The 24,525-nt window shown below is 56.7% G+C and carries 20 protein-coding genes; 11 read left to right on the forward strand and 9 right to left on the reverse strand.

The genetic code is table 11. The features are described 5' to 3' along the window. Positions 1-51: 51 nt before the first annotated feature. Positions 52-711 (forward strand): TetR/AcrR family transcriptional regulator, encoded by a 660-nt coding sequence (locus M2400_RS18965; protein ID WP_259197422.1) that lies wholly within the window; start codon positions 52-54, stop codon positions 709-711. A 10-nt stretch (positions 712-721) separates the two neighbouring features. Here the strand turns inward: M2400_RS18965 and M2400_RS18970 are convergent, their stop codons facing one another. Genes M2400_RS18970 through M2400_RS18980 form a run of 3 tightly spaced genes read right to left on the reverse strand, consistent with a single transcriptional unit; the run spans position 722 to position 4,305 of the window. Continuing rightward, positions 722-1,966, reverse strand: a complete 1,245-nt coding sequence (locus M2400_RS18970; protein ID WP_259197423.1) for an NADH:flavin oxidoreductase/NADH oxidase family protein — start codon at positions 1,964-1,966, stop codon at positions 722-724. A 1-nt stretch (position 1,967) separates the two neighbouring features. After that, positions 1,968-3,176: an amidohydrolase family protein gene (locus M2400_RS18975; protein ID WP_259197424.1), complete on the reverse strand. Its 1,209-nt coding sequence runs from the start codon at positions 3,174-3,176 to the stop codon at positions 1,968-1,970. A gap of 55 nt (positions 3,177-3,231) precedes the next feature. Continuing rightward, on the reverse strand, positions 3,232-4,305 hold the full coding sequence (locus M2400_RS18980) for an amidohydrolase family protein (RefSeq protein ID WP_177044224.1): 1,074 nt from the start codon (positions 4,303-4,305) through the stop codon (positions 3,232-3,234). Positions 4,306-4,580: 275 nt separating this feature from the next. Between M2400_RS18980 and M2400_RS18985 the strand changes: the two genes are divergently transcribed. The 6 genes from M2400_RS18985 (at position 4,581) to M2400_RS19010 (ending at position 12,726) form a co-directional block, all read left to right on the forward strand. Further along, positions 4,581-5,195: a TetR/AcrR family transcriptional regulator gene (locus M2400_RS18985; RefSeq protein WP_177044225.1), complete on the forward strand. Its 615-nt coding sequence runs from the start codon at positions 4,581-4,583 to the stop codon at positions 5,193-5,195. An 83-nt stretch (positions 5,196-5,278) separates the two neighbouring features. Beyond that, entirely contained in the window at positions 5,279-6,367 is a 1,089-nt protein-coding gene (locus M2400_RS18990; RefSeq protein ID WP_218171956.1) for a VOC family protein, read from the forward strand. Positions 6,368-6,453: 86 nt separating this feature from the next. Then, positions 6,454-7,407, forward strand: a complete 954-nt coding sequence (locus M2400_RS18995) for a fumarylacetoacetate hydrolase family protein (RefSeq protein ID WP_259197425.1) — start codon at positions 6,454-6,456, stop codon at positions 7,405-7,407. Beyond that, positions 7,407-9,308, forward strand: a complete 1,902-nt coding sequence (locus M2400_RS19000) for an acyl-CoA synthetase (RefSeq protein WP_259197426.1) — start codon at positions 7,407-7,409, stop codon at positions 9,306-9,308. Before M2400_RS18995 ends, M2400_RS19000 begins: the two co-directional genes overlap by 1 nt. A 179-nt stretch (positions 9,309-9,487) precedes the next feature. Next, positions 9,488-11,350, forward strand: a complete 1,863-nt coding sequence (locus tag M2400_RS19005; protein ID WP_259197427.1) for a DUF1302 domain-containing protein — start codon at positions 9,488-9,490, stop codon at positions 11,348-11,350. Between the two features lie 14 nt (positions 11,351-11,364). Next, positions 11,365-12,726, forward strand: coding sequence for a DUF1329 domain-containing protein (locus M2400_RS19010; RefSeq protein WP_259197428.1), 1,362 nt, complete (start codon positions 11,365-11,367; stop codon positions 12,724-12,726). Positions 12,727-12,820: 94 nt separating this feature from the next. Here M2400_RS19010 and M2400_RS19015 read toward each other — a convergent pair whose 3' ends face one another. Continuing rightward, positions 12,821-13,402, reverse strand: coding sequence for a TetR/AcrR family transcriptional regulator (locus M2400_RS19015; RefSeq protein WP_177044230.1), 582 nt, complete (start codon positions 13,400-13,402; stop codon positions 12,821-12,823). 103 nt (positions 13,403-13,505) lie between these two features. Here M2400_RS19015 and M2400_RS19020 point away from each other — a divergent pair, with 103 nt between their 5' ends. Together M2400_RS19020 and M2400_RS19025 are read left to right on the forward strand one after the other, a co-directional pair. After that, on the forward strand, positions 13,506-14,258 hold the full coding sequence (locus M2400_RS19020) for an SDR family NAD(P)-dependent oxidoreductase (RefSeq protein ID WP_259197429.1): 753 nt from the start codon (positions 13,506-13,508) through the stop codon (positions 14,256-14,258). A gap of 30 nt (positions 14,259-14,288) precedes the next feature. Continuing rightward, positions 14,289-15,173 carry an SDR family oxidoreductase gene (locus tag M2400_RS19025; protein WP_259197430.1) on the forward strand — a complete coding sequence of 295 codons (885 nt, stop codon included), beginning with the start codon at positions 14,289-14,291 and terminating at the stop codon, positions 15,171-15,173. A gap of 385 nt (positions 15,174-15,558) precedes the next feature. On the opposite strand, the gene M2400_RS19030 is transcribed toward M2400_RS19025, so the two are convergent. From M2400_RS19030 to M2400_RS19040, 3 genes are all read right to left on the reverse strand, one after another. Next, entirely contained in the window at positions 15,559-16,188 is a 630-nt protein-coding gene (locus M2400_RS19030; protein WP_177044233.1) for a heme-binding protein, read from the reverse strand. A gap of 177 nt (positions 16,189-16,365) precedes the next feature. Further along, positions 16,366-17,274, reverse strand: a complete 909-nt coding sequence (locus M2400_RS19035; RefSeq protein ID WP_218171957.1) for a LysR family transcriptional regulator — start codon at positions 17,272-17,274, stop codon at positions 16,366-16,368. Between the two features lie 87 nt (positions 17,275-17,361). Beyond that, the gene (locus tag M2400_RS19040; protein ID WP_177044234.1) at positions 17,362-18,108 is read right to left on the reverse strand and encodes an SDR family oxidoreductase; all 747 of its coding nucleotides are present in this window, start codon (positions 18,106-18,108) and stop codon (positions 17,362-17,364) included. 735 nt (positions 18,109-18,843) lie between these two features. Between M2400_RS19040 and M2400_RS19045 the strand changes: the two genes are divergently transcribed. After that, positions 18,844-20,274 (forward strand): IS1182 family transposase, encoded by a 1,431-nt coding sequence (locus M2400_RS19045; RefSeq protein WP_177048986.1) that lies wholly within the window; start codon positions 18,844-18,846, stop codon positions 20,272-20,274. A gap of 309 nt (positions 20,275-20,583) precedes the next feature. On the opposite strand, the gene M2400_RS19050 is transcribed toward M2400_RS19045, so the two are convergent. Continuing rightward, positions 20,584-20,910: a DUF6124 family protein gene (locus tag M2400_RS19050; RefSeq protein WP_177046673.1), complete on the reverse strand. Its 327-nt coding sequence runs from the start codon at positions 20,908-20,910 to the stop codon at positions 20,584-20,586. A 306-nt stretch (positions 20,911-21,216) separates the two neighbouring features. After that, positions 21,217-22,707: a PLP-dependent aminotransferase family protein gene (locus M2400_RS19055; RefSeq protein ID WP_259197431.1), complete on the reverse strand. Its 1,491-nt coding sequence runs from the start codon at positions 22,705-22,707 to the stop codon at positions 21,217-21,219. A gap of 77 nt (positions 22,708-22,784) precedes the next feature. On the opposite strand from M2400_RS19055, the gene M2400_RS19060 reads away from it, so the two are divergent. Next, positions 22,785-24,455 carry a M24 family metallopeptidase gene (locus M2400_RS19060; protein WP_259197432.1) on the forward strand — a complete coding sequence of 557 codons (1,671 nt, stop codon included), beginning with the start codon at positions 22,785-22,787 and terminating at the stop codon, positions 24,453-24,455. Positions 24,456-24,525 lie beyond the last annotated feature (70 nt).

Below are 24,525 nucleotides of genomic sequence, written 5' to 3' on the forward strand. Positions count from 1 at the left end.
TTACTATCTTTGTCTTTCATCCCGACGCGTCTTACATCATCAGGCATTTCCATGAGCGTAAAAACCGACACAGAACAGGCCACTCACACTCTGGAACCTCTGACCCGCGGCCACAAAAAAAAACAGCGCACGCGTCAGGGCTTATTGGATGCTGCGCTGCGACTGTTCGCCCGTAAGGATGTATTTGAAACGGGTTTGTTGGAGTTGGCGGAGGAGGCAGAGGTCTCTACCGGCACCATCTACAACTACTTCCGCACCCGCGAGGAGGTCGTGGAGGCCGTGGGTATCGCCATGGCCAGCGAGTTTTCTGAGAGTATTTCCCGGTTAAGTGCAGGGGTTGAGAACGGTGCGCAGCGCATTGCAATTGGTGTGCGCCTATTTATCCTTCGCGCGATTGCCGATCCGAACTGGGCCAGCGCACTGGTGCGAATCGTACATTTTGACAAGGGCCTGCGGTCAACGCTCGCCATGCACGTCCAGGCGGACCTTCGCACCGGCGCAGAACAGGGGCATCTGTCGTTTATCGATGAAAGCATCGCGCTGGACCTGGTTATTGCCTGTGCCACAGCCGGCATGCGCAGTGCGGTTGAGGGCCGCACGGTTGAGCAACATGATGAGAAAGTCGCCGAGATGGTGCTTAAAGGCTTGGGCGCGAGCCCGGTGAAGGCTAAAAAGCTCGCCAGCCTTCCGTTGCCGCAACCTAACGAATAACCGGTCCACTCTAAATGCCTTGTTCAGCTACCCATTTACGATAGCGCCGAGCTTGGCGCTTGGTTTTAAGCTGACTGGTAATCAGCGTCATTAGCGGCGAGATGCCAGGTTTGGTGGCTTTGCCCAGACTAAGCAAACTGAGCTGCTTCTTGATGATCCCCGTGATGGCAACGGCAACAAAGGCCTTATTCTTCCAAGATATCTGTACCGACTTTATCTGGGCGCCTTCCCCGGTCAACCATTGAATTGGCAAATTGGGTTCAAATGCCAAAGCGGTGGCCATTCCTACCATTGCCACAGAGGGGCTGTTGATAACTATTTCAGCAATTTCCCTACGGCGGATCCCACCTGTAACCATTACAGGCATACGTGCCACACGACCAATGCGTTCAGCGAACTCCAAAAAGTACGCCTCTCGAGCGAGTGTTTGGCCGTCGCGTGTATGGCCTTGCATAGCAGGACTTTCATAGCTGCCGCCAGAAATCTCGACCAAATCCACGGGCAGTTCATTGAGCCGTTTAACGACCTCAATCGCGTCCTCCTCCTCAAAACCACCGCGCTGAAAGTCTGCTGAATTGAGTTTCACTGACACGCAAAACTGCGGTGCCACACGCGCCCGAACAGCCTCGATGGTACGAATGAGAATCCGCGCGCGGTTTTCCAAGCTACCGCCCCATTTGTCAGTCCGCTTATTGGTCAGTGGGGAAAGAAACTGGCTGAATAGATAACCGTGCGCAGCATGAATCTGTACGCCCGTAAAACCGGCGCGCTCGGCCAGAACAGCTGTTCGTGCGTAACGATTAATCAAGCCATGAATTTCAACCTCGCTCAGTGACCGAGGCTGAGCGAACAGCTTGGCGACACCGGGAATGTTCACCGCAATGGCTGAAGGTGCCACCGCCTCCTGGCCGAGATTGGCCATCAGCTGCCGGCCGGGATGATTGATCTGTAACCAAGCCTGAGCGCCTTGACTACGGCATACGACGGCCCAGTTCTTAAACTGCTCAAGATAACGATCATTCTCCAGAATGACCCCTGCCGGACCGGTCAGAGCACGGCAGTCGGGCATTACATTACCAGTAATGATGAGTCCAGCCCCTCCGTCTGCCCATGTCTGATACAAACGAAGCAATTCAGGACCAGGGGCGTGATTTTCATCTGCCAAATTCTCCTCCATAGCGGCTTTTGCAAGGCGGTTTACGATGCGTGTTCCATTGGGCAACAACAATGGCTGAAACAGGGGCAATCCCGACATATCACTGATCCTTCAAATGTTGCGCCAAGGCGCCAAGGGGTTTTTTCAACGTGCGTCCCCACCATTGCAGCGACGATTCGGATTCATGCACAGGCGCCAGAGTCAGCCACTCGCCTTTCTCCGCATAGTGGGGAAATAGCGACAACGCATGACCGCGGGTGATACCCCGGAGTTCTTTTGCCTCCCAGAGAGGAGATTGGCGTAGCGTTTGGATTTCGGCACCGACTGACGCGGCTGGTGCGATCGGATAACCACTGCCGAAAACCACCTGAGCAGGCTCCACTAGTTCCTTGATCACCGCCATGGACGCAGGTGAAGTAGAGGCGGCTGTATCGAAGTAAAAGCGCCGCAAATAGGTCATCACCCCGAGAGGAACGTCATCAGCGAATTCCGGCAAGGCATTGGCCAGGGAAATACGCCATGCCGCATAAGGTAGAAAGCCGCCACCATCCGCCAGAATCCACCGAATGCGTGGGTATCGCTCCATCGTTCCAGTGAAGATCAGATTGATCGCCGCGCGCGTGATGTCACAGACCATCTCCAATGCGTATGGTGGTGTACCCAGCCCTAATTGCGCGCTGCTGGGGTGCAGATTAGCCTGTAAAAAAACTGTGGCCTGGCGTTGATTTAACTCGCTCATCAACTCTTCGAATTGCGGGTCACCTAGAAACACACCATTACTGCTGCCCATCAACAGCACGCCATCAGCCTGCAAAGTGTCCAGGGCATAAATAGCCTCGGCGCAGGCAAGATCGGTTGCTGGCAACGGCAGCACGGCAAAGGAGCCGAAGCGGCCTGGATATGTGACCGCCATCTCGGCGGCAAACTCATTGCAGCTACGCGCCAGATCGGCTGCGGCCCGACCCTCGCCAAAACAAACACCAGGCGCTGGTAATGAGGTGATCGCTGTCTGGATGCCTTGTGCGTCCATGAGTGCCACTGACTGTTGCACAGACCAGCTTGGCAGCGCCATGCCCGTCAGAGCACCCAACGCTCGACGCTGCAGGGCGTCGACAAATACAGGTGGCAGAATGTTGTGATGCACGTCAATGCATTCGGGCTTGAGCTCTTCCTTGGTGGCAGCGGGCTCACTTTGCACTTCTGACTGCGCCGCAGCAGTCCTTGGCAAGGAGCCCCCGGCGACGCCTGCGCCCAACACCGTCGCCCCAGCCAGCAGGCTCGTACGGGCGACAAATTCTCGGCGATTCATAACACCTCCGTGTTTATCTTGTTATTAGAGTGGGTTACTGAATAGGAGCGTCGTGTTAACGATTACGCATACGTTCAGCTAGTGCGCCAAGCGGCTTCGTCAGGCTGCGTTTCATGCGGCCGGAAAAAGACTCGCCTTCATAGATTGGCGCTGGCTGCACGACCTCGCCCGGCTGCTGGTATTGAGGAAACAAACGTAGCGCGTAGCCACGATTGATCCCGTAGTGCTCATCGCTGGACCACAGAGTGTTTTGCTCTAGGGTTTGACATTGCAGGCTCGTAGCGGGAGCCGGGGCGAACGGAAAATCACTGCCGAAAAGGATGTGATCCGAGTCAACTAACTCCTTGAGCGCTGCCATCGAATAGCGCGAGGGAGAGAGAGCTGTGTCGAAATAAAAACGCCGGATGTAAGTGAGAATTCCTTGAGGCGCCAGCTGCTGGAATTGCGGCATCGCATTGGCCAGGGAAACACGCCACGCCACATAGGGAAGAAAACCACCGCCGTGGGCAAGGATCCAGCGAATGCGTGGGTATTTCTCCATCGTCCCGGTCAGGATCAGATTGACGGCAGCGCGAGTGGTGTCGCAGAGAAATTCGATCAAAAAGCCAGGAGTCTTGAAGCCCAACTGTTCACTGCTTTTGTGCAGGTTTGGGTGAACGAACACCACTGTGCCACGACGATCCAATTCGTTCATCAGTTCGTCAAAACGCGGGTCGCCCAGAAATACCCCATCGGTGCTGCCAAACAGCACGATTCCCTCGGCCTTCAGCACGTCCAAGGCATAGATGGCTTCGCTACAAGCAGTTTCGGTAAACGGCATGGGTAGTACCGCGAAGTTGCCAAAACGGCCCGGGAAATCATCACGCATCTTCGCCGCGTATTCGTTGCAATCTCGCGCCAGTTGCCGTGCCTGCGCCACACCGTCGCCCAAGTGCACGCCGGGTGTGGAGATGGAGGTAATGGCACGTTGAATGCCATTCATGTCCATCACATCAATCGACTGCTCTGGCGTCCATTTTGGTAAGAGTGCACCCGCATGGCGCTCCATGCCCCGCTCGTAAATTGCGTCGCGGAATACAGGTGGAACGATGTGGTGATGGACGTCAATAAGGCCTTGCTTGAGGGTCATTGTTGTTATTCCTGGCGAGAACAGTCGCGACCTGGCCGTGGAAGCCCACGACAAAAACACACCTGCGATCAATATTGAACACTAGCGTTCACTTCAGTCAACTGCGTTCAACGCTAATGGCTCCTCAGAAAAAATAGGAAATACCGACAATCCCCTATGAATATGGGGTTCTAGAGAATTCCTCTAAAAAAATATCTTAAATCTGAAAATACTTGATTGACGAAAATTGAACAGTGGCGTTCAATCAGGTCAGATTCGAATGGTGGAGAACATTTGTGGATTCAATGAACCCGGTGCAGCGACGCATCCATCAGGCCGCTTTGCGCTTGTTTGCCGAGAAAGGCGTCAGCCAGGTCAACATCAGCGACCTTGCCCAAGAAGCGGGTGTGGCCCGCGGCACCATTTACAACAACGTCGAGACGATGGACAAACTGTTTGAACAGGTAGCCAGTCAGCTCAGCGCGGACATGCATCAGCGCGTAAAAAAGAGCATCGACAGTGTTGGAGACCCTGCACAGCGCTTGGCCAATGGTATTCGTCTGTTTATCCGCCGCACCCACGAAGAACCGCACTGGGGCGCGTTCATGAGTCGCTTTGCGCTGAGCAACCTGGCCCTGCGGGAGATGTTCTCTAGCCAGGCCGTACCGGACCTCATCCATGGGTTGAGTCTCGGTCGCTACCAGTTCCGCCAGGAGCAAATGGTCACGGTGATTTCGTTTATCGCCAGCAGCGTACTGGGCTCGATGTTTTTGGTCTTGGAAGGCTTGAAGACCTGGCGTGAAGCCGGCACCGATACCGCCGAGCTGATACTGCGGGCGTTGGGAGTGAGCATTGACGACGCTCGTGTGCTAGCCACTGTGGAGTTGCCGCCGCTGCCGCCTTCCGACTGATTCACGACTGAATACTGATAGCCCAACCCCGGTTTTCGGGGTGACGGGCAGCTTTTGCCTGAAAAAAGTGTTGGAGAATAATAATGAGCAAATGCCAAATCCTGACCCTGGCGACACCGCAGCCGGCTCGCCACCCGAACCCTACGGTCAAAGCCCAGCGGCTTGCCTATCTGATTTTTCAGCGTCCGGACCTGGCCAAGGCGGAACAGTTTCTGCGCGACTTCGGGCTCACCGTTTGCCATCGTGCTACCGATGCGCTGTATCTGCGCGGCACCGACAGTTCAGCCTATTGCTACCGCATCGAGAAGGCAGACGAGGCACGCTTCGTCGGCTTCGCACTCACCGTCGCTACACGCGAAGATCTTCTCAAGCTTGCGCGTTTGCCGGGCGCGTCAGCAGTTGAAAACCAATTACAACCGGGCGGTGGCGAGCGGGTGCGCTTGCGCGATCCGTCGGGGTTCGTGGTGGAAGCTATCTACGGACAAGCGGCGGTCAAACCATTGCAGCATCGCGCGCCTTTGCCCCTCAATCTGGCAGAGCAGATCCCGCGCATCAATGCCACCCAACGTACGCCAGCCAGCGCTCCGGAAATCCTCAAACTTGGGCATGTAGTTCTGGAAGTAGCGGACTACCAGGCAACCTGCGCTTGGTACACCGAGCATTTCGGATTGATCCCTAGCGATGTGCAAGTACTGCCTGACGGTTCACCCGCCGTAACGTTCATGCGCCTGGACCTGGGTGACGTCCCGGCAGACCATCACACCCTGGCCCTGGCGCAAGGCTTCATGCCCACCTACAGCCACAGTGCTTTTGAGGTAGTAGATGCGGACGCAGTGGGCATGGGTCAGCGCGTCTTGCGCGAGCGTGGATGGGTTCATGCCTGGGGCATAGGTCGGCATATTCTCGGCAGTCAGATCTTCGACTACTGGCAGGATCCTTGGGGCGACAAGCATGAACACTACTGCGATGGCGATCTATTCACCCAAGATCAGCCCACCGAACTGCATAGTGTCAGTGCTCAGGCCATGGCGCAGTGGGGGGAGCGCATGCCCAGGAGCTTCACCAAACCCAAGCTCAGCGTGCGCGCCATCCGAGCCTTGATCCACAACCTCAGACACAGCCCGGACCTGACTTTTCGCAAGTTGGTGACCTTGGCGCGGCTGTTCGGCTGAGCCTGCCGGCAACGCTCGCAAATGCAGTACAACAACAACCTGATGCCACGCAGCATCAGCCGATCGAGTCCTCGGGAGCTCCTGTCATGGCAGTGCATGTAGTCCACTTCGAACATCAGAATCGTACCCAATGGGGCGTGATAAACGCCGGCAGAATCACCGTGATTCCCGGTGACTATGCCAGCACCGGCGAATTCATCAATAACACCAGCGTCACCGAGCTGGCCGGGATGAATGACGGTGATCTCCCCCTGTCTGCGGTCAAGTTGCTTTCGCCCGTCACCCGTGACCAACAGTTCGTCTGCCAGGGCGCCAACTACCGTCAGCACATGATCGAGTCGGGCATGGACCCTGACGCCAAGCACTTCAACATGATCTTCACCAAAGCCACCAGTTGCATAGTGGCCGCCGACAGTGAGCTGATCAAACCCGCCCATGTACGCTTCCTCGATTATGAAATCGAGTTGGGTCTGGTGCTCAAACGCGCCATCACGGGCAAGGTGACTGTCACCGACCACAACCTGCACGACTTCGTCGCAGGCCTGGTGGTGGTCAATGACTATTCGGCTCGCGATATCCAGATTCCGCAAATGCAGTTCTACAAGGGTAAAAGCTATCGCACCTTCGGCCCTGTCGGCCCTTACCTGTGCCTGCTCGAAGCGCCCGACATGCACTACTTGAAGAACCTGCAACTGCGGCTGACGGTCAATGGGCAGGTCCGACAAAACGATAGCACCGCCAACCTGGTGTACGGCCCGGCAGAAACCTTGACCGAGCTGTCCGGTGTACAGGATTTCAACTCCGGCGACCTGATCGCCACCGGCACGCCAGCCGGCTGCGCGCTTACCGTGCCCTCCCCCGCGAAGCAACGAATCGGCGCCTTGCTGCCGGATGCGGTGAAGTGGAAGATCTTTCTGAAAACACAGGAGAGCCGCACGCAGTACCTCAAAGCCGGCGATCTTGTCGAAGCCAGTATTCGCAGCGCCGATGGCAAGATCGATCTTGGCACCCAGCGTAATCTTGTGGTGGAGCAAGCCTGATGGCGATCACAAACCTGGCCGATATTCAGGCGCTGGAACGCACCCCGCTCAGTCGTCAGGGACTGTCGGCGAGCACCTATGATGCCTTGGCAAATTGTGCGAAAGAGCGCCCGAATGCGCCCGCCCTGCGCTTTTTTCTCGACGGGCAGAATTTTCGCAAGACCCACGATTGGACCTACTCCGAGCTGCTGATCGACATCACCCGCGCTGCTAACGCGTTCCACGAACTCGGCCTGGGCGCAGACGACGTCATCGCGTTTATTTTGCCGAATTTGCCGGAAACCCATTTCACCATCTGGGGCGGCGAGGCGACAGGCATCGTCATGGCGGTCAATCCGTTGTTGGAGGCGCCTCAGATGGCCGACCTGCTGCGGGCCGCCAACGCCAAAGTCGTGGTCACCCTGGCACCGACGCCTGGTAGCGATCTGTGGCCACGGCTAGCTACGCAACTGGACCAGTTACCTAGCGTCAAGCACGTGATCTGGGTGAGCATGGCGCCCTATGTCAGCACGTTTAAAGGGTTGGCATTGCGCTGGATGGCCAAACGGGAAAAAGCACGCTACCGGCATCTGGCAATTGCCGACCTGCGGGACCTGATGAAGAAACAGCGTCATCAGTACCTGAACAGCGCCAGGCATATTCGCGCCGAAGATCCGTCTTCCTACTTCTGCACTGGCGGCACCACGGGGTTGCCGAAGATTGCCATGCGCAGCCATGGCTCCGAAGTTTTCAATGCGTGGGCCATGGCTCGCAACATGGAGCCTCGGGAACCCGGCCTGGTGATTTTCTGCGGCTTGCCGTTATTCCATGTGAACGGCCAATTAGTCACCGGCCTGATGCCGTGGACCAAGGGCGACCAAGTGGTGATCGGCACTCCTCAGGGGTACCGCGGGGCCGGGGTCATCCAGAATTTCTGGGCGATGGTTGAGCACTTCAAGATCAATTTTTTCTCTGGTGTGCCCACCGTATATTCCGCGCTGCTGCAACAATCGATAAAAGAGCACGACCTTAGCAGCCTCCAAAGCGCTCTTTGTGGTGCTGCACCCATGCCGATAGAGCTGTTCAAGGACTTCGAAGCGCAAATCGGCGTTCCTATTCTCGAAGGGTACGGCCTCACTGAAGGTGCCTGCGTTTCGTCATGCAACCCCGCGGGGGGCGAACGCAAAATCGGTTCCATTGGCCTGCGTCTGCCTTATCAGGAAATGCGTGCGGTGATTCTGGATGAACACGGCAGTTACCTGCGCGATGCGATGATCGACGAGGTCGGGGTGATAGGTATTCACGGCCCCAACGTATTTATTGGCTACCTGCAATCCGAGCACAATCAAGGCCTGTGGATCGATATTGACGGCCATCGCTGGCTGAACACCGGCGACTTGGGACGCCAGGATGCCGATGGTTATTTTTGGCTCACCGGGCGCAAGAAGGAGCTGATTATTCGCGGCGGCCATAACATCGACCCCAAACAGATCGAAGAAGCGTTGCAGGCGCATCCGGCCGTCGCGCTGGTGGCCGCCATCGGCTGTCCCGATGCCCACGCTGGTGAAGTGCCTGTGGCGTATGTCCAGCTCAAGCCAGGGCACAGCTGCGCAGCGTCGACATTACTCGCATTTGCCAGCCAGGCCATTTCCGAACGCTCGGCCGTGCCCAAGCGCATCGAGATCCTCGACGCCTTGCCGGTGACACCGGTCGGCAAGATCTTCAAGCCGGCCCTGCAGCAACTGGAAATCGCCAACGTCGTACGCCTGGAGGCAGCCAACGCGGGCGCGCAGGATATCAGCGTAAACGTGTTGCAAGACCCGCGTCGCGGGCTGGTCGCCCACATTGGCGCTGGCGCCCATCGTGAGCAACTCGTGCCCCTGCTCGGGCGCTACAGCTTCCAAATTGAATGGCTCGGCTAGCACTGCCTGCTGAGTTGAGGAGGCAATCACTGCCACCCGCAACCTGAACATTGAGCATCACCAACTGAGCTCCGAGAACCGGCTATGGCATTTGCCATGGTCTGCGAGACCTGCTGCGCCTCGAAAACCGTGCAGGGACGCGTAACGCACAACAAAAACAACAAGAGGTAGTGAACGCAATGACTCGTAAACAACCCCCATGGCAACAGGCTCGTCTGCCCCTCGCTTTCGGCCTGGCCGCATTGGCCAGTGCGCCCGCATCGGCAATCAACTTCGATATCGGCGAGATCCACGGACAGTTCGACTCCAGCCTCTCGGTAGGCTCCAGTTGGTCCCTGGAGAACCCGAAGCAGGAACTGCTCAGCAGCCACAGCGCCGACGACGGCCGGCTCAACTTCAAGAAAGGCGACGCCTTTAGCCGGGTATTCAAAGGCGTCCACGACCTTGAACTCAAATACGGGGACAGTGGCGTATTTGTGCGCGGCAAGTACTGGTATGACTTTGCGCTCAAGGATGAACATCAGCGGTTCAAGGACATCGATGACCACGGTCGCCAGGAAGGTGCGAAAGCTTCCGGCGCCGAGATTCTCGACGCCTTCATTTACCACAACTACCTGATCCGAGACTTGCCCGGCACCGTGCGTCTTGGCAAGCAAGTGGTGAGCTGGGGCGAAAGCACTTTTATCCAGGGCGGCATCAACACCATCAATCCGGTGGACGTGACCTCTTTTCGCCGACCCGGCTCGGAGATCAAGGAGGGGTTGATTCCGGTCAACATGTTCTACCTGTCGCAGAATCTCACCGACAACCTATCGGCGGAGGGTTTCTACCAGTTGGAATGGCAAAAAACCGCGATCGATAACTGTGGCACTTTCTTCTCGCAGACCGACGTGATCGCCGATGGCTGCAATGGACTGCCGGTGGGGCCGATACTCGACCAGAATCCGGCGGCCAGGGCGGCCCTTTCGCCGTTTGGCGTGCAACTCTCCAACGAAGGCATCGTGATTCCCCGCGGTCGCGACCGTGACGCTCGCGACGGCGGCCAGTGGGGCGCTGCACTGCGCTGGTTCGCACCGGAACTGAACAGTGAGTTCGCCGGGTACTTCATCAACTATCACAGCCGCCAACCCTACGTCAGCGCCATCAGCAGTGCGCATGCCGCTGACCTGGGCTTTGCCCCGCAACTGTGTGGCAACGTCGGCGTACCGGCAGGTGCCTGTGGCGGTTTCCTCGCCAGCCCCACCGGCCAGAGCCTGGCTCAGGCCTACCGCCTGGGCACCTCGCAGTATTATGTCGATTACCCGGAAGACATCCGCCTGTACGGCCTGAGCTTCAGCACCAGTCTGCCCAGTGGCACCACTCTGGCAGGCGAGATCAGCTACCGGCCCAATATGCCGCTGCAGATCAGCCCCGTGGACTTGATCAGCGCCGGCATCGGCGTACCGGCCTTGACGCCGGTGCTGTCATCCGGGGCGGCGCCATTGGCCAATGGCCAGGACGTCTCCGGCTATCGACGCAAGGAAGTCACGCAGGCTCAGGTCACCGCCACGCACTTCTTCGACCAGGTCATGAATGCCGAACGCCTGACCCTGATCGGTGAAGTGGGGCTCACTCATATCGGTGGCCTGGAGGGCAAAGGCGGGCTGCGCTACGGCCGCAGTACTGCCTACGGTCAAGGGGAGTTGTATCCCAACAACAACCTATGCACCAACACCACCAATGTACAGACGCCTTCCAACTGCAACAACGATGGTTTCGCCACCAGCACCTCTTGGGGTTATCGCGTGCGCGCCATCTGGGACTACAACGGGGTGATTCCGGGCGTTGAATTGCACCCGAATATTGCCTGGTCCCATGACGTGAAAGGCTACGGCCCCGAGCCTGGCTTCAACGAAGGCTCCAAGGCACTGAGCCTGGGCATCGATGCCAATTACCTGAATACCTACACCGCAAGCCTGTCCTATACCGACTTTTTCGGCGGCGCCTACAACGTAAACATCGACCGCGACTTCATCGCCCTGAGCTTTGGCGTGTCCTTTTAAGTGGAGCCAACACAATGAAAACTCTGACCTTATTTGCCACCACACTCACCCTGCTCGCTACAGCCACGCTGACCCAGGCGGCAGTGCCAGCGAGTGAAGCGGCGAAGCTGGGCAACAGCCTGACGCCCGTCGGTGCAGAAAAAGCCGGCAACGCCGACGGGAGCATTCCCCCATGGACCGGCGGTCTGGCCGAGAACGCGGGCAGCGCAGGGCCCAATGGTGCGCTCAGTGACCCCTTCGCGGCCGAAAAGCCGCTGTTCACCATCACTCCGCAAAATGTCGCCCAGTACCAGGACAAACTGACGCCGGGCCAGTTGGCCCTGTTCAAGCGCTACCCCGACAGCTTCCACATGCGGGTGTTCCCCAGCCATCGAAGCGCGGCCCTGCCCGAGAACGTAAACCAGGCCATCGCCAGGAACGCAGTGAAGTCGACACTTATATCCGGCGGCAACGGCCTGTCGGACTTTGAAATCGCCACGCCCTTCCCTATTCCCCAAAATGGGCTTGAGGTGGTCTGGAATCACATCACCCGCTATCGCGGCGGCAGCGTGCGGCGCACCCACGTCCAGGCCACACCATTGGCCGACGGTACCTTCAACCCCGTGTACTTCAAGCAGCAGTTCACCTATCGCGACCAGTTGAAAGACTTCGATCCGCAAAATCCGGGCAATGTGTTGTTCTACTACAAGCAACTGGTGACGGCGCCAGCCCGTTTGGCCGGCGATGTGGTGCTGGTCCACGAAACTCTCGACCAGGTGAAGGAACCGCGCATGGCCTGGATCTACAGTGCCGGGCAGCGACGCGTGCGACGCGCCCCACAGATTGCTTACGATGGCCCGTACCCGGCCTCGGACGGCCAACGGGTGGCAGACAACTTGGACATGTTCAACGGCGCACCGGACCGCTATGACTGGAAGCTGCTCGGCAAAAAGGAAATCTACATCCCCTACAATAGCTTCCAGCTGGAGTCGCCCGCACTGAAGTACACCGACGTGATCAAGCCGGGGCACATCAACTCCGATATCACCCGCTATGAACTGCATCGGGTATGGGTGGTTGAGGCCGACCTCAAGGCTGACCAGCGTCATGTCTATGCAAAACGCGTCTTGTACTTTGATGAGGACAGCTGGCAAATCGCCCTTGCCGACCACTACGATGCACGCAATACCTTGTGGCGCACCGCCGAGGGCTTCATGACGCCGCTGTACGACAAGAAGATTCCGTGGATGGGTGTCGAAGCCCTGTATGACCTCATCAACGGCCGCTACCTGGTCTCCGGGATGCGTAACGAAGAGAAGGACAGCATGGACATCGGTTTCAAGGCCGTCGCGGCAGAATACACACCAACCGCCTTGCGCAACGACGGCATTCGTTAACGCATCGTCAATATGGTCGAGACAGAGTCAACGGGTTGGCCGCCAGCACAGCTGGCGGCTTCATACCTGGCACTCCGCTTCAAGTCGCACCTGGCTACACAGGCCAGCTCATCAATGCGCGGGCCACAACAGTCTCCAGTTGCTGTCGCGCAGTTCCCGCAGCGGCTTGCAGGCACAGACCGTCGAACACAGTCTGGATGTAAAGCGCCAGTGCGTCGGCATCTTGTGTGCTGGCCAGGTCACCCTGCTGCTGCGCCAGCTCGAAACGCTCGCGCAACATGGCTCTTATACGATTACGTCGACGACTGAGCTCTGTAGCCACATCACAATCAGCCAAGCCGTTCGCAAGCCCCGACTGAACCAACAGGCAACCCAAAGGCTCGTCTGCAGTGGTGAGCCACTCAACAGCACCTATCAGCATTCGCTTGGCGGCCTCGCGGCCTGTAGGTGCAGCCAGGATCCAGTCACGGTGGGCGAGCCTGCGTTGGTCGTAGCGTTCAAGCACGGCATCAAACAACCCGCGCTTGCTGCCAAAGGCGAAGTAAAGGCTGGGGGCGCTGATGCCCATCGTCTTGGTCAATTCCGCCACAGAGGTGCCGTCGTAGCCTTTGCTCCAGAAAATATCTGTGGCCTTGTCCAGAACGGCGTCCTCGTTAAACTTTCTCGGACGTGCCATCGCCTGCCCTCCTGATAATTTAGCGATCATTCTATTATGAGCTTGACCAGCCTCGCCAGCGCTCGTAATGTAGTGATCACTATATTACTAGTGAGATGAAACCATGACGCAGACACTTGTTGGAAAAATAGCGCTGGTTACCGGAGGTAGCTCCGGCCTGGGCCTGGCCACGGCAAAACGCTTCGCACGGGAAGGTGCTCGGGTATTCATTACCGGTAGAAACCAGGCTGCTCTTGATGATGCCGCTGCCTTGATTGGCGAACAGGCTGTGGCGATTCAGGGGGATGTCTCCAACGATGCTGATTTGGAGCGCGTATCGCAGGTTGTCGGCAAGCAGGCAGGGCGACTGGACATCCTGTTTGCCAATGCTGGGATTCTTGAGCGCGCACCTCTTGGCGAGATCACCGGAGAGTCCTTCGACCGTCTGTTCGCAGTGAATGTAAAAGGGATGGTGTTTACCGTTCAGAAACTGCTGCCGCTGCTAAGTGATGGGGCCAGCATTGTATTGGTCTCTTCACTGGTCGGCAGCAAAGGCATGCCCGGCAACAGCATCTATGCCGCCACCAAGGCCGCTATCCGCAGTTTCGCCCGCGGCTGGATGCTCGACCTTAAGCATCGCAACATTCGCGTGAACGTCATCAGCCCGGGAGCCATTGAAACCCCCGGCCTCAAGGGTGCTGCGCCGGACAAGGAAGCTGCAGAGGCCATGCTTGGCCTCTTCGCCGAACTGATCCCGGTTGGGCGCGTCGGACAACCCGATGAGATTGCCAAAGTAGCCGTCTTCCTGGCCTCCGACGGAGCCAGCTACATCAACGGCGCTGAAATCCCAGTTGATGGCGGCTGGGCACAGGTGTGACCCCTTTTACTCACTAACAGAAGGTCAATCATGGGCAAGATATTGGTGACAGGCGCCTCTGGCGAATTGGGCTCTCAAACCCTGAAAGCACTGCTGCAAATCACGGAAGCGAACCAATTGGTTGCGATGGTCCGAGATCCTGGCAAGGTTCAGGCACTGTCGGCGCAAGGTGTGGAAGTTCGGCGCGGCGACTATCTGGATCAGTCGTCCCTGATTGCAGCATTCGAAGGCATCGAGAAGGTGTTGATGGTTTCGGCAGTTGCGTTCACGGACCGTTTGCCACAGCACCTAAATATCATCCAGGCGGCAAAATATGCCGGTGTCAGCCACCTCGTCTATACGTCGATCCAGCGCAAAACCGGGTCAGTCAACCTGATCTCGATGGTGACCGAATCGGACCTCGCCACTGAGCAGGCCTTGGTAGACAGCGGGCTGGCTTACACCGTAGTACGCAATAGTGTGTACCAGGACTCCTTGCCATACTTTTTGGGAGCACACTGGGCCTCCAACGGTGTTCAAGTTACCGCAGGTGATGGCCGCGCAACGCTGGTTTCACGAGCAGATCTAGCGTACGCCAACGCATTGATCCTTACCCAAACAGGCCACGAGGGCAAGACCTATACCCTTGGTGCCAGCGAAGCGATTTCATTCCGAGAAATAGCAGCGGCATTATCAGAGGTCGTTGGCAGGAAAGTCCCTTATCAGACCGTGTCGAAGGAAGTGCTCGCCGCAAGGCTAGTCGGTGATGGCATCCCCGCTCCTGTTGCTGACTTTTTGCACGAGTGGATCGCGGCGGTAAATACAGGTGAATTCGAGGAGATTACCGGTGATCTGGAGCGCTTGATCGGCCGACGTCCGATCAGTTGCCTGGAATTCATTGGATCAAATTATAGCGCTGTAAATGAGTCACTATGATGCCTTAGCTTCGCTCAACAAGATCGATAGGGAGCAAATAGCGAGAATCTGATGTGAGGTCAGGCTCGGTTTTCGATATCAGAGTTAACACCTTCGGTAACTCGTACGGCGTACGTGAGTGAATCCTCCCTAGTTTCGTAGACACCTGAGGGCCGCTTTTGGCCGATGTTTTCTGCCCAATTTGAAAGGCCGAAATCGGTCAAAAGCGGACTGATTGAACCTTGCCTCAGCTTGCTTTTTTTGACTTCGACATATCTAGGAAAGCCGAGGCGATGCAGATGTGCAATTTCTCTGCTAAAGATCGGGCGAGATGATAACCAACCACCTGGCCGTAATTTCTCTGTTAGCCAAGTCAGTGTAGTTACTGCTGACGCAGCACAGATGACTACTTCTTCATAAGCTGCGCCACCTTGGCCACGCCCGCCTGGGCACAGACTTCATCCTTGTCACCACCTGGTGAACCCCCGACGCCAATCCCGGCAATGGTTTCGCCATCCACTCTAAATGCTACGCCACCGGGTAACGCTGTCACGTTAGGCGTACTGGCAAGCGATTCAGCCACTACAGGAGGGAACTTCGAGATGACTCCGATAAAACCACTTGTAGTATCTACGTTGAAAATCGTGCCCATAGTCACTACGGTGTAAGCTTTGCGATAGCTACTATCTTTAGTGCTGATGACAGCCCGATCAGCCCGTAGAATTACTTGCGGGGTGCCAGATACATCCACAACAGTCGCGGTAACGTCATAGCCGTTAGCTTTACAGGTATCTACTGCCGTTTGAGCGGCAATGATGGCACTGTTCAAAGGGAGCGCTTTACTGCTAATAGATATTTGAGCCTCTGCAGGCGCTTGCAATGCTAGCCCAATAATCACGGCTAACAATGCGGGTTTAGCTACACAATGACACTGCTGCGCGAAAAATCTTTTGATCGACTTACTGACACTATCGGGTTTCATTGATTTAATCTCACACTGAAAGGGACAATGGTAACAGCTGATCGCAGCTTCCATGCGGCCGGACCATATTACAATTTGCAGATTAAAAAAATAACCACCAGGTTGTGATTAACACTTAATCATAGAATAGTTAAATTGGATGGCCTGCCCAGCCTTGAAATAGAGTGCTCGCCACTTTACTCCAAGAGGCTTTAGTATTTACTTGGGTTTTTTATTTATGGGCAATTATCTCTATTTGCCAAACCTCGATAGTAATTGCCTAAGCTGAGGCACAGAAAAATCTATAAAGCTGCGCAACTTTGCAGGCATTGAATTTCGAGAAAGGAAAACCACATGGACCGGAACAGGTTCAGCTTCAAAACTTCGAAGAACATACTTCAGCTTTCCAGCCTTTATCGCGTCATATACATCGTGTTCAAGAACGGACGTAATACCGACCCCATTAATGGCTGCATCAACGGCTGCATCTGGTGAGGAGACAAGCAACCTGGGTACTAGGTCAACTGTACAGATTTTCCCATTATCCTGACTGCGATAGCGCCATGGCGAAAGACTGGGGCTGTCAAATACAATGCAGGGAAACCCATGTAAGTCTTCAGGCGTTTTGGGCGAACCATATTTATCCAAGAGAGCCGGGCTTGCTACCATGACTACTCTCAATGAGCCCACTCGTTTAGCGATTAGGCTACTGTCCCGCAAGTGCCCGACCCGAATAGCTACGTCAGCGTGCATATCTACCAGGTCAATAATACGATCAGACTGTAATAACCGGATTCGAATCTCCGGATAGAGTTCGAGGAACTGGTTGATGACAGGAAGCACTCGCAGGCGCGCGACTTGTACTGGCGAGCTGATGACCAGCTCTCCTCGAGGGGTCGTAAACTCACCCACGGCACGCCTTTCCAATTCGCTCACGTCCTCCAATATTCGTCTGGCTGTTGCAATGTACTCAAGGCCTGCATCGGTAAACGCGAGCTTTCTCGTCGTTCTTATAAGCAGCTTTGTGCCTACCAGCATTTCAAGGTTGTTAACGTTTCGCGTGAGCGTTGCAACCGGAATGTTTAACTTTCTGGCCGCCGCAGACAAACTACCTTCATCAGCTGAAGACACCAGCATTGCCATCGCATCCAATCGGTCCAAGTGACGCCCCAAAAATATGCAGAAGAAATTTTAGTTCAAGGACGAGACGTTCGGCCTTGAACATTTTCGTTGTGATGCTGCCGCATACTAAAACTGCGTCAGGCCACCATCTACCACCATTTCGGTCCCTGTGGTGTATGACGAATCATCACTTGCCAGGAACAGCACGGTCTTCGCCAGCTCCGCAGGATTTCCGAAACGCTTAAGTGCTACCTTGTCAGTAACAGTAGCCGCAACCTGGGAAAGCACCTCTTCTGGCAGGCCAATTTTACTGTAAAAAGGGGTTGCTATGGCGCCCGGGCTGACAGCGTTGACACGAATGCCGAGCGGTGCCAATTCAGCGCCTAAGGTACGAACCAGAGAGCGAGCTGCGGCCTTGGTGGCGGCCAGAATCGACATGCCTGGAAAACCTATGGTGTTCAGGAAAGAGGTCGTAACGATAATGCTTCCGCCCTCGCTCATCAGAGGGACTGCCTTTTGGATCGTGAAAAATGTTCCTGTGAAATTCAGTGCAAGGTTATCGTTGATGTACTCCTGCGTTACGGCGGCCAGCGGAGCGACGGTAGTGGCACCAGCATTTGCAAATACGATGTCGATCTGACCGAACTTTGCACGGGTTTCTTCAATGGCCCGATCGATGTCAGATACCTTGCGCAGGTCAGCTTGAATCAATAACACGCTACCATTGAGCTCGTTGCCCGCGACTTCCAAGCGTTCCGCGTTCGAACCAACCAGTACAACATTCGCTCCCTCCGCTTGGAACAGCTTTGCTGTTTCCAAGCCGATACCTGACGTGCCGCCGGTAATAAAGGCAACTTTGTTTTTGAGTTTCATGATATTCCCCTTCATGTTATTAAAAGTAATTAAGTCGGCTGGCAAAAAACGAGAACGCCATCCTGCAACTACCATTCGGTAAATGGGTTGCTTGTTCGAATGGTATATCTCGTCGAAATTTTGTGGAATTCGTTGAAATCGCGTAAGACTTAATCAAAAAATGAAGAAATTGTTGAAGTGGCGTTCTGAACGGTGAACTCTTTCTTTTTTGGCTCCATCAAGGCCTTTCCCACTGTCCGCTTTCGGCCCAGAGTGTGTCAAAACCCTTGTTAGCGGCTTCCACTCTAGTGTTTTTTCCTACTCAGCCCAGGTCAGACATCAGTTGCTCAGATTCAGTATAAGATTCCGGAAATCAGCAGGTACGCCGACAACGTGGGCTAGAGGCTAGAAATCTGGGGGTTGGATGATTGCAAGCAACGTTTCGTATCTTTGTCCGGTTTGTGGATACCCCGGGCTTGAAGAGCCTCCATACGATGAGGTTGGCTGCTCTTCGTTTGGCATGTGCCCGTCCTGCGGTACGCAGTTCGGCTATGATGACGCAACATCTACTCATGCTGACTTGCGGAGATTATGGATCTCTAAAGGAATGCTTTGGTGTAGCAAAGCTCAAGCGTCGCCGAGAGGTTGGGACCCGGAAAGGCAACTACAGGCGGTTGAAAAACGCATCAATATCTCAACAGAACACCGCTCTTAGCCCTGCTATGATTTCTGAGGATTTCATCGCAGGGATCGCCCATGAAGCGCTTTATCCAAGGTGAACATCGAGGCCAAGAAACCTTCCTTCCCGCGAGCCTCGACGATTACGTCACAGATGCCAATCCGGTGCGCGTAGTCGACATTTTTGTCGACGAACTGGACCTCGTCAAACTAGGTTTCGAGGGCGCCTTACCTGCTGATACAGGCCGGCCGGCTTACCATCCCTCGGTCCTGCTGAAGATCTACATCTACGGCTATCTGAACCGCATTCCATCGAGCCGGCGTCTTGAACGAGAAGCCCAACGCAACGTCGAGTTGATGTGGTTGACCGGGCGTTTGATGCCCGATTTCAAGACCATCGCCAACTTCCGAAAAGACAACAGCAAGGCCATCCGAGGTGTCTGCCGCCAGTTCGTGGTGCTGTGCCAGCAGCTAGGACTGTTCGAAGAAAATCTGGTCGCCATCGACGGCAGCAAATTCAAGGCCGTCAATAACCGCGACCGCAATTTCACCAGCGCCAAGCTGAAACGGCGGATGGAAGAAATTGAATCAAGTATCAATCGGTACCTGACTACGCTCGACGAAACTGATCGGCAAAAACCCTCGGTCGCTCAGCCCAAGGCTGCTCGTCTGCAAGAGAAAATCGACAAGCTCAAAGCTCAGATGAAAGAGTTGCAGGTCATTGAAACTCAGCTCAACGAATCAACGGATAAACAGGTCTCACTGACCGATCCAGACGCCCGTTCCATGATGACGCGCGGCACCGGAATCGTCGGTTACAACGTGCAGACAGCAGTCGATACCCAGCACCATTTGATCGTTGCGCATGAGGTGACCAACGTCGGTTCCGACCGCGATCTGCTCAGCTCGATGGCCAAGCAGGCCCGCGAGGCGATGGCGTCAGATACGTTGTCGGTAGTGGCTGACCGAGGTTACTTCAAAAGCGAACAAATCCTAGCTTGTCACGATGCAGGCATCACCGTCTATGTGCCCAAGCCGATGACCTCTGGAGCCAAGGCTGACGGGCGTTTCAATAACGATGCCTTCATCTATGACGCGGTAAAAAACGAATACATTTGTCCCGCTGGAGAGGCGTTGATCTGGCGCTTTTCCAGCGTTGAAAAAGGCCTGAAGTTGCACCGTTATTGGAGTTCTAATTGCCAGGGATGCGTGCTGAAATCGGAGTGCACACCGAGCAAGCAACGGCGAGTTCGGCGATGGGAGCATGAAGCCGTATTGGAGGAAATGCAGAACAGGCTGAGCAACGCGCCGGACATGATGCGAGTCCGCAAGCGTACGGTCGAGCATCCCTTCGGGACACTCAAACAATGGATGGGCGCCACACATTTCCTGACACGAAAGCTGAACGGAGTAAGTGCGGAGATGAGCTTGAACGTCCTCGCCTACAACTTGAAACGAGTCATGAAAATTATCGGTACCAGCGGTTTAATGAAGGCGCTGTCGGCCTGAAAAGATCTGTATTTTGGCCACCCAGCAAGGTAGAAGCGGCGCTAGGGGCTCCCAGCCCCTCGTGATGATCCGCAGGACTTGTTGTGAGCAATTACTCAGCTAACAACCGTCAGCGCTGCGCGCCGACAGTGCATCAGCGCGTTTTTACACACTCTGTGCCGAATGCAGCCATTAATCGCGGCGCCAACGACGACTCACTCATCTGAAGTTAGCAACCCGGCACTCATGTCGCTGAAGCGCTGTAGAGACCTTCAACGCCCCAGCGACTAATCAATTGAGCTGGCTGAACAACCCGGACCTCCTCCGGCGTCAGCTACAAGGCAGCTCCCGATCCATCAGCCTGCCCATCAACAGCACCCCCAACTCGCTGAGCTGATGAATAGCCAACGCCACATCACGATCTTTTCCGCTCAACGCCTCCGACAGATCAAGCAGCAACGCGCTGACCGAGGAGAAGGTTTCATAGCTGTTGGTAATCAGGCTTTCACTGCTGGCATCTGCAGCCACACTGAACAGTGCTGCCGATGGCGGAGCGGTTTTGGCGGAGGGATTGAGGTAGTGATCCAAGGCGCGCTGGGCGGCCTGGTGGAGTTTTGGGTCGGGAGTTCCCGGAGGATTCGGCGTTACTTTGAACATTGTCTGGATGCTCCATTTTGGCCGCCACCTTTTCGCTACTAAACGAGAGGTGGCAGCTGTGTGCAGGTTAGTAGACCGGATATTCCAGACAAAACCGGCGCGCCCGAAGGCGCCCTGCACACAGCCACCATTAAGCACAGACGAAGACGTCTGACAGATGATGCTCATGCACATGCCAAGAATACTTCGGGCTACTAAACCCGATCACTGAGGTTTCAGCGACCGGGCAACCTTAGAGACCCATCCCCAAGCGCACAAGCCGGCGGATTCTGACGCAACTGTAGGCAATGGAGCAAGGTGCTGTACTCACCGCCTCAACGCCCACGCTGCCTGAGCCAAGCGCTGCACAGCAATACGGATTTCCTCCTGGTTGAGCGAGGCAAACCCCAAACGCAGCGCATTCTCAGGTTGGTCAAACGGCGAAAACAGCCGACCGCCGCGCACCACCAGGTCCAGCTCCAGCGCTTTTTCAGTCAGTCGATCGACGTCGATTGAGTCGGCAAACCTCACCCACAACGCCAGCCCGCCCTCCGGCTCCTGCACGGATATCTGCTCGCCAAACGCCTCCAGCAGGCAACCAAGCAGGGTTTCCCGGCGCCGACGGTACTCTTTGGACACCCGACGCAGGTGCTTCTTCAGCTCGCCATCGTTGATCAAGTCCGCGAGCATCCGCTGCATCACTGCATCGCCCTGCCCCAGGCTCACCGCCGCCTTGCGCTCGAGCACTTCGATGACATTCGACGGTGCAACGATGTAGCTGCAACGGAAGGTGCTGCCCAGGGACTTGGACAGCGAGCCGATGTAGATCACGTGGCGCTGCGCGCTGTCGCTGGCCAGGGGCAGATAGGGGCGTCCGGCAAAGTGGTACTCGTGGTCGTAATCTTCCTCGATGATGCAGAAATCATGCAGCCGGGCCAGTTCCAGGAGTTGCTGGCGACGCCCCGCACGCAGGCTGACGGTGGTAGGAAACTGGTGATGGGGCGTGACATACATCATGCGCACGTTGTGCACCCGGCACAGCTCGGCGAGCTGATCGACCCGGCAACCTTCGTCGTCCAGGTCCACGGTGACCAGTTGCGCGCCCAACTGGCGGAAGATCTCCCAGGCAGGCGGGTAGCTCAGGCGTTCGACCACCACCACATCACCGGGCTTGATCAGTACGCTGGCCGTCAGATACAGCGACATCTGCACGCCTTGGGTCAGGCAGATCTGCTGCGCGTCGACCGTCAGGCCGCGATTGTGGCGCAGCATCTCGGCCAGGGCGTTGCGCAGGTAGTGGCTGCTGCTCTCGCTGCCATGTCGCACGGTGTTGGTAGTAAAGCTGTTGCGCAAGGCATTGCGGTAGTAGCGATGCAGCACGGCTTGGGGCAGCAAGCGATGGTCACAGGCGCCATTGTCGAAAAACAGCGCACCCGGCCGCTGTTGCAGTGCGATCACTTGCGCGCCCGGGGTGAAATAGGCCGCAGCCGGCGTCTCCCGCAGCGCCAGGGCAAACGACTTTGCCGCGCGGGGAGCCGCTACCGTGCCTTGCGCCAGTTGCGTACTGACGAAAGTACCGCGACGTTGAATGCTGACCAGCCAGCCTTTGGTCACGCCCTCCTCGTAGGCAAGGATCACCGTCTTGCGATTGACATCCAGCAGTTGGGCCATCTCCCGGGTCCCCGGCAACAGCGTGCCAGGGCGCAGCCGGCCCTCGGCAATCGCGCTCACCAGGCCCTCGATGATCTTTCTATAGGATGCCTGCGGCTGCGCGCCATCGAGCTTGAGCAGAGGACGCCATTTGCGGAGCTGGACCATGTGAAGTATCCAAAACTGGAGGTTCTTATGGTCCTAGTCTAACGCAATAATCGAGGCTCAATTGCCCCGAGGTGTTTATGCAAAACCGTCATGTCGTTGAACTGCTGCCCTCGGGCAAATCCTTCGAAGCCGCCGATCACTTGCTGCTCGACGCCATGCTGGCCAGCGGTCTCGCCGTGCCCTTTTCCTGCCGGCGCGGCGCCTGTGGGTCGTGCAAGGTCAAGGTGGTGTCGGGCGAGTATCGGCAAAAACTGCTCGCGCCAGACGCCCCGGCCCCTTCCTATCCGCTGGCGGCCGACGAGATGTTGCTGTGCCAGAGCCATGCCTGCAGCGACCTGCGCCTGGAGATTCCCGGCTGGTCACTGGACACGCCAGCGCTGGAAGTCACCGCCCAGGTGATCGGCAAGCGCGCCCTGAGCGCCGATATCGTCGAGCTGGTGTTGCAGACGGCCCAGCCACTGGAAGTGCGGCCCGGTCAGTACCTCAGGTTCCGCCTGGAGGATGGCGACAGCCGCTGTTTCTCCGTGGCCAATCTGCCCGCACAGGACCAAGGCCGCTTGGTGTTTCATATTCGCCAGGTCAGCGGCGGCCGGTTTTCCGAAGGCGTCCTGCCGGCCCTGCAAGTGGGTGATGCGGTGCAACTCGAAGGCCCCGTGGGCGCCTGCACCTGGCAACACGAAGATGAGCGCCCGGTCGTGCTGTTCGCCACCGGCACCGGTTATGCCGGGATCAAGCCCTTGTTGCTGACGGCCCTGGCCCGCGATGCCGAGGTCACCTTGTACTGGGGTAACTCAGCCTCGACGGACTTCTACGACGCTGAGTTTCTGGAGCAGGCCAGCCAGGCTCATCCACGTTTTCACTGGCACCGCGTCCAGTCGGCAGAGGCCCGTGTGCAGCATGTCGCCCTGACACAGCCCCACCATTGGAGCGATAGCCAGATCTACGCCTGCGGCAATGGCGCGATGATCAGCCAGGTGCGCGAAACCTGTCTGGCAGCGGGTGCGCAGGCCCATCGTTTTGTCGCCGAGGCCTTCGTCCCCAGCGGGGCTTTACCGCAAGCGGAGTCGCTCAAGACGCTGGACCCGGTGCTGGAAAAAGTCGGCCCGCGCTACTCGCTGGACGGCATGCTGGCTGCCCGCGAGCAAACGGTAAGGGCCCTGGCCGCCATCGCCGATCAATTGGAAGTCGGCATGACCACCGCACAAGCCCTGCACATGGCCAGCCAGACATTGCAGGACATGGGCGCGTCTCACACCTGGCACCCCACCTATATACGTTTTGGCGACGACACCGTCCGTACCCCACGCCAGGGCGTCGACCTGCTCCGCGAACTGCGGGCCACCGATATCGCCGTGGTCGACCTCGGCCCCGTGTGGGATGGCTATGAAGGCGATTATGGCGACACCTTCGTCTTCGGCGGGCACCCGCTGCATGAGGCCTGCGTGACCGCATTGCACCAGGTGTTCGACGAAACCCGCGACGCCTGGCACCGCGGGCTGACCGGACGCCAGCTGTATGACTTCGCCGAGCACAGTGCCTTCGCCAAAGGCTGGCGCCTTGAGCGCAACCTGGCGGGACACCGCATCGCCGACTTCCCGCATGCGCTGTTCGGGCAAGATAAGTTGGCGGAAGTGGAGATCGTACCGAGCGAGATGGTCTGGGTGTTGGAGATACAGTTGTGCCACCCGACGCTGCCGATCGGGGCGTTTTTCGAGGATATCCTGATTGGGGAGGCCAAGCGGGGTTAGTCGGGGTAACCGCCAGCATCAACGAATAACCGGCGAAGCTTCTTTTGAGCTGCCGCTGAAAGACGCAGCG

Origin of the sequence: Pseudomonas sp. BIGb0558 (assembly GCF_024807515.1) — a bacterium.
Classification (GTDB): Bacteria; Pseudomonadota; Gammaproteobacteria; order Pseudomonadales; family Pseudomonadaceae; genus Aquipseudomonas; species Aquipseudomonas yamanorum_A.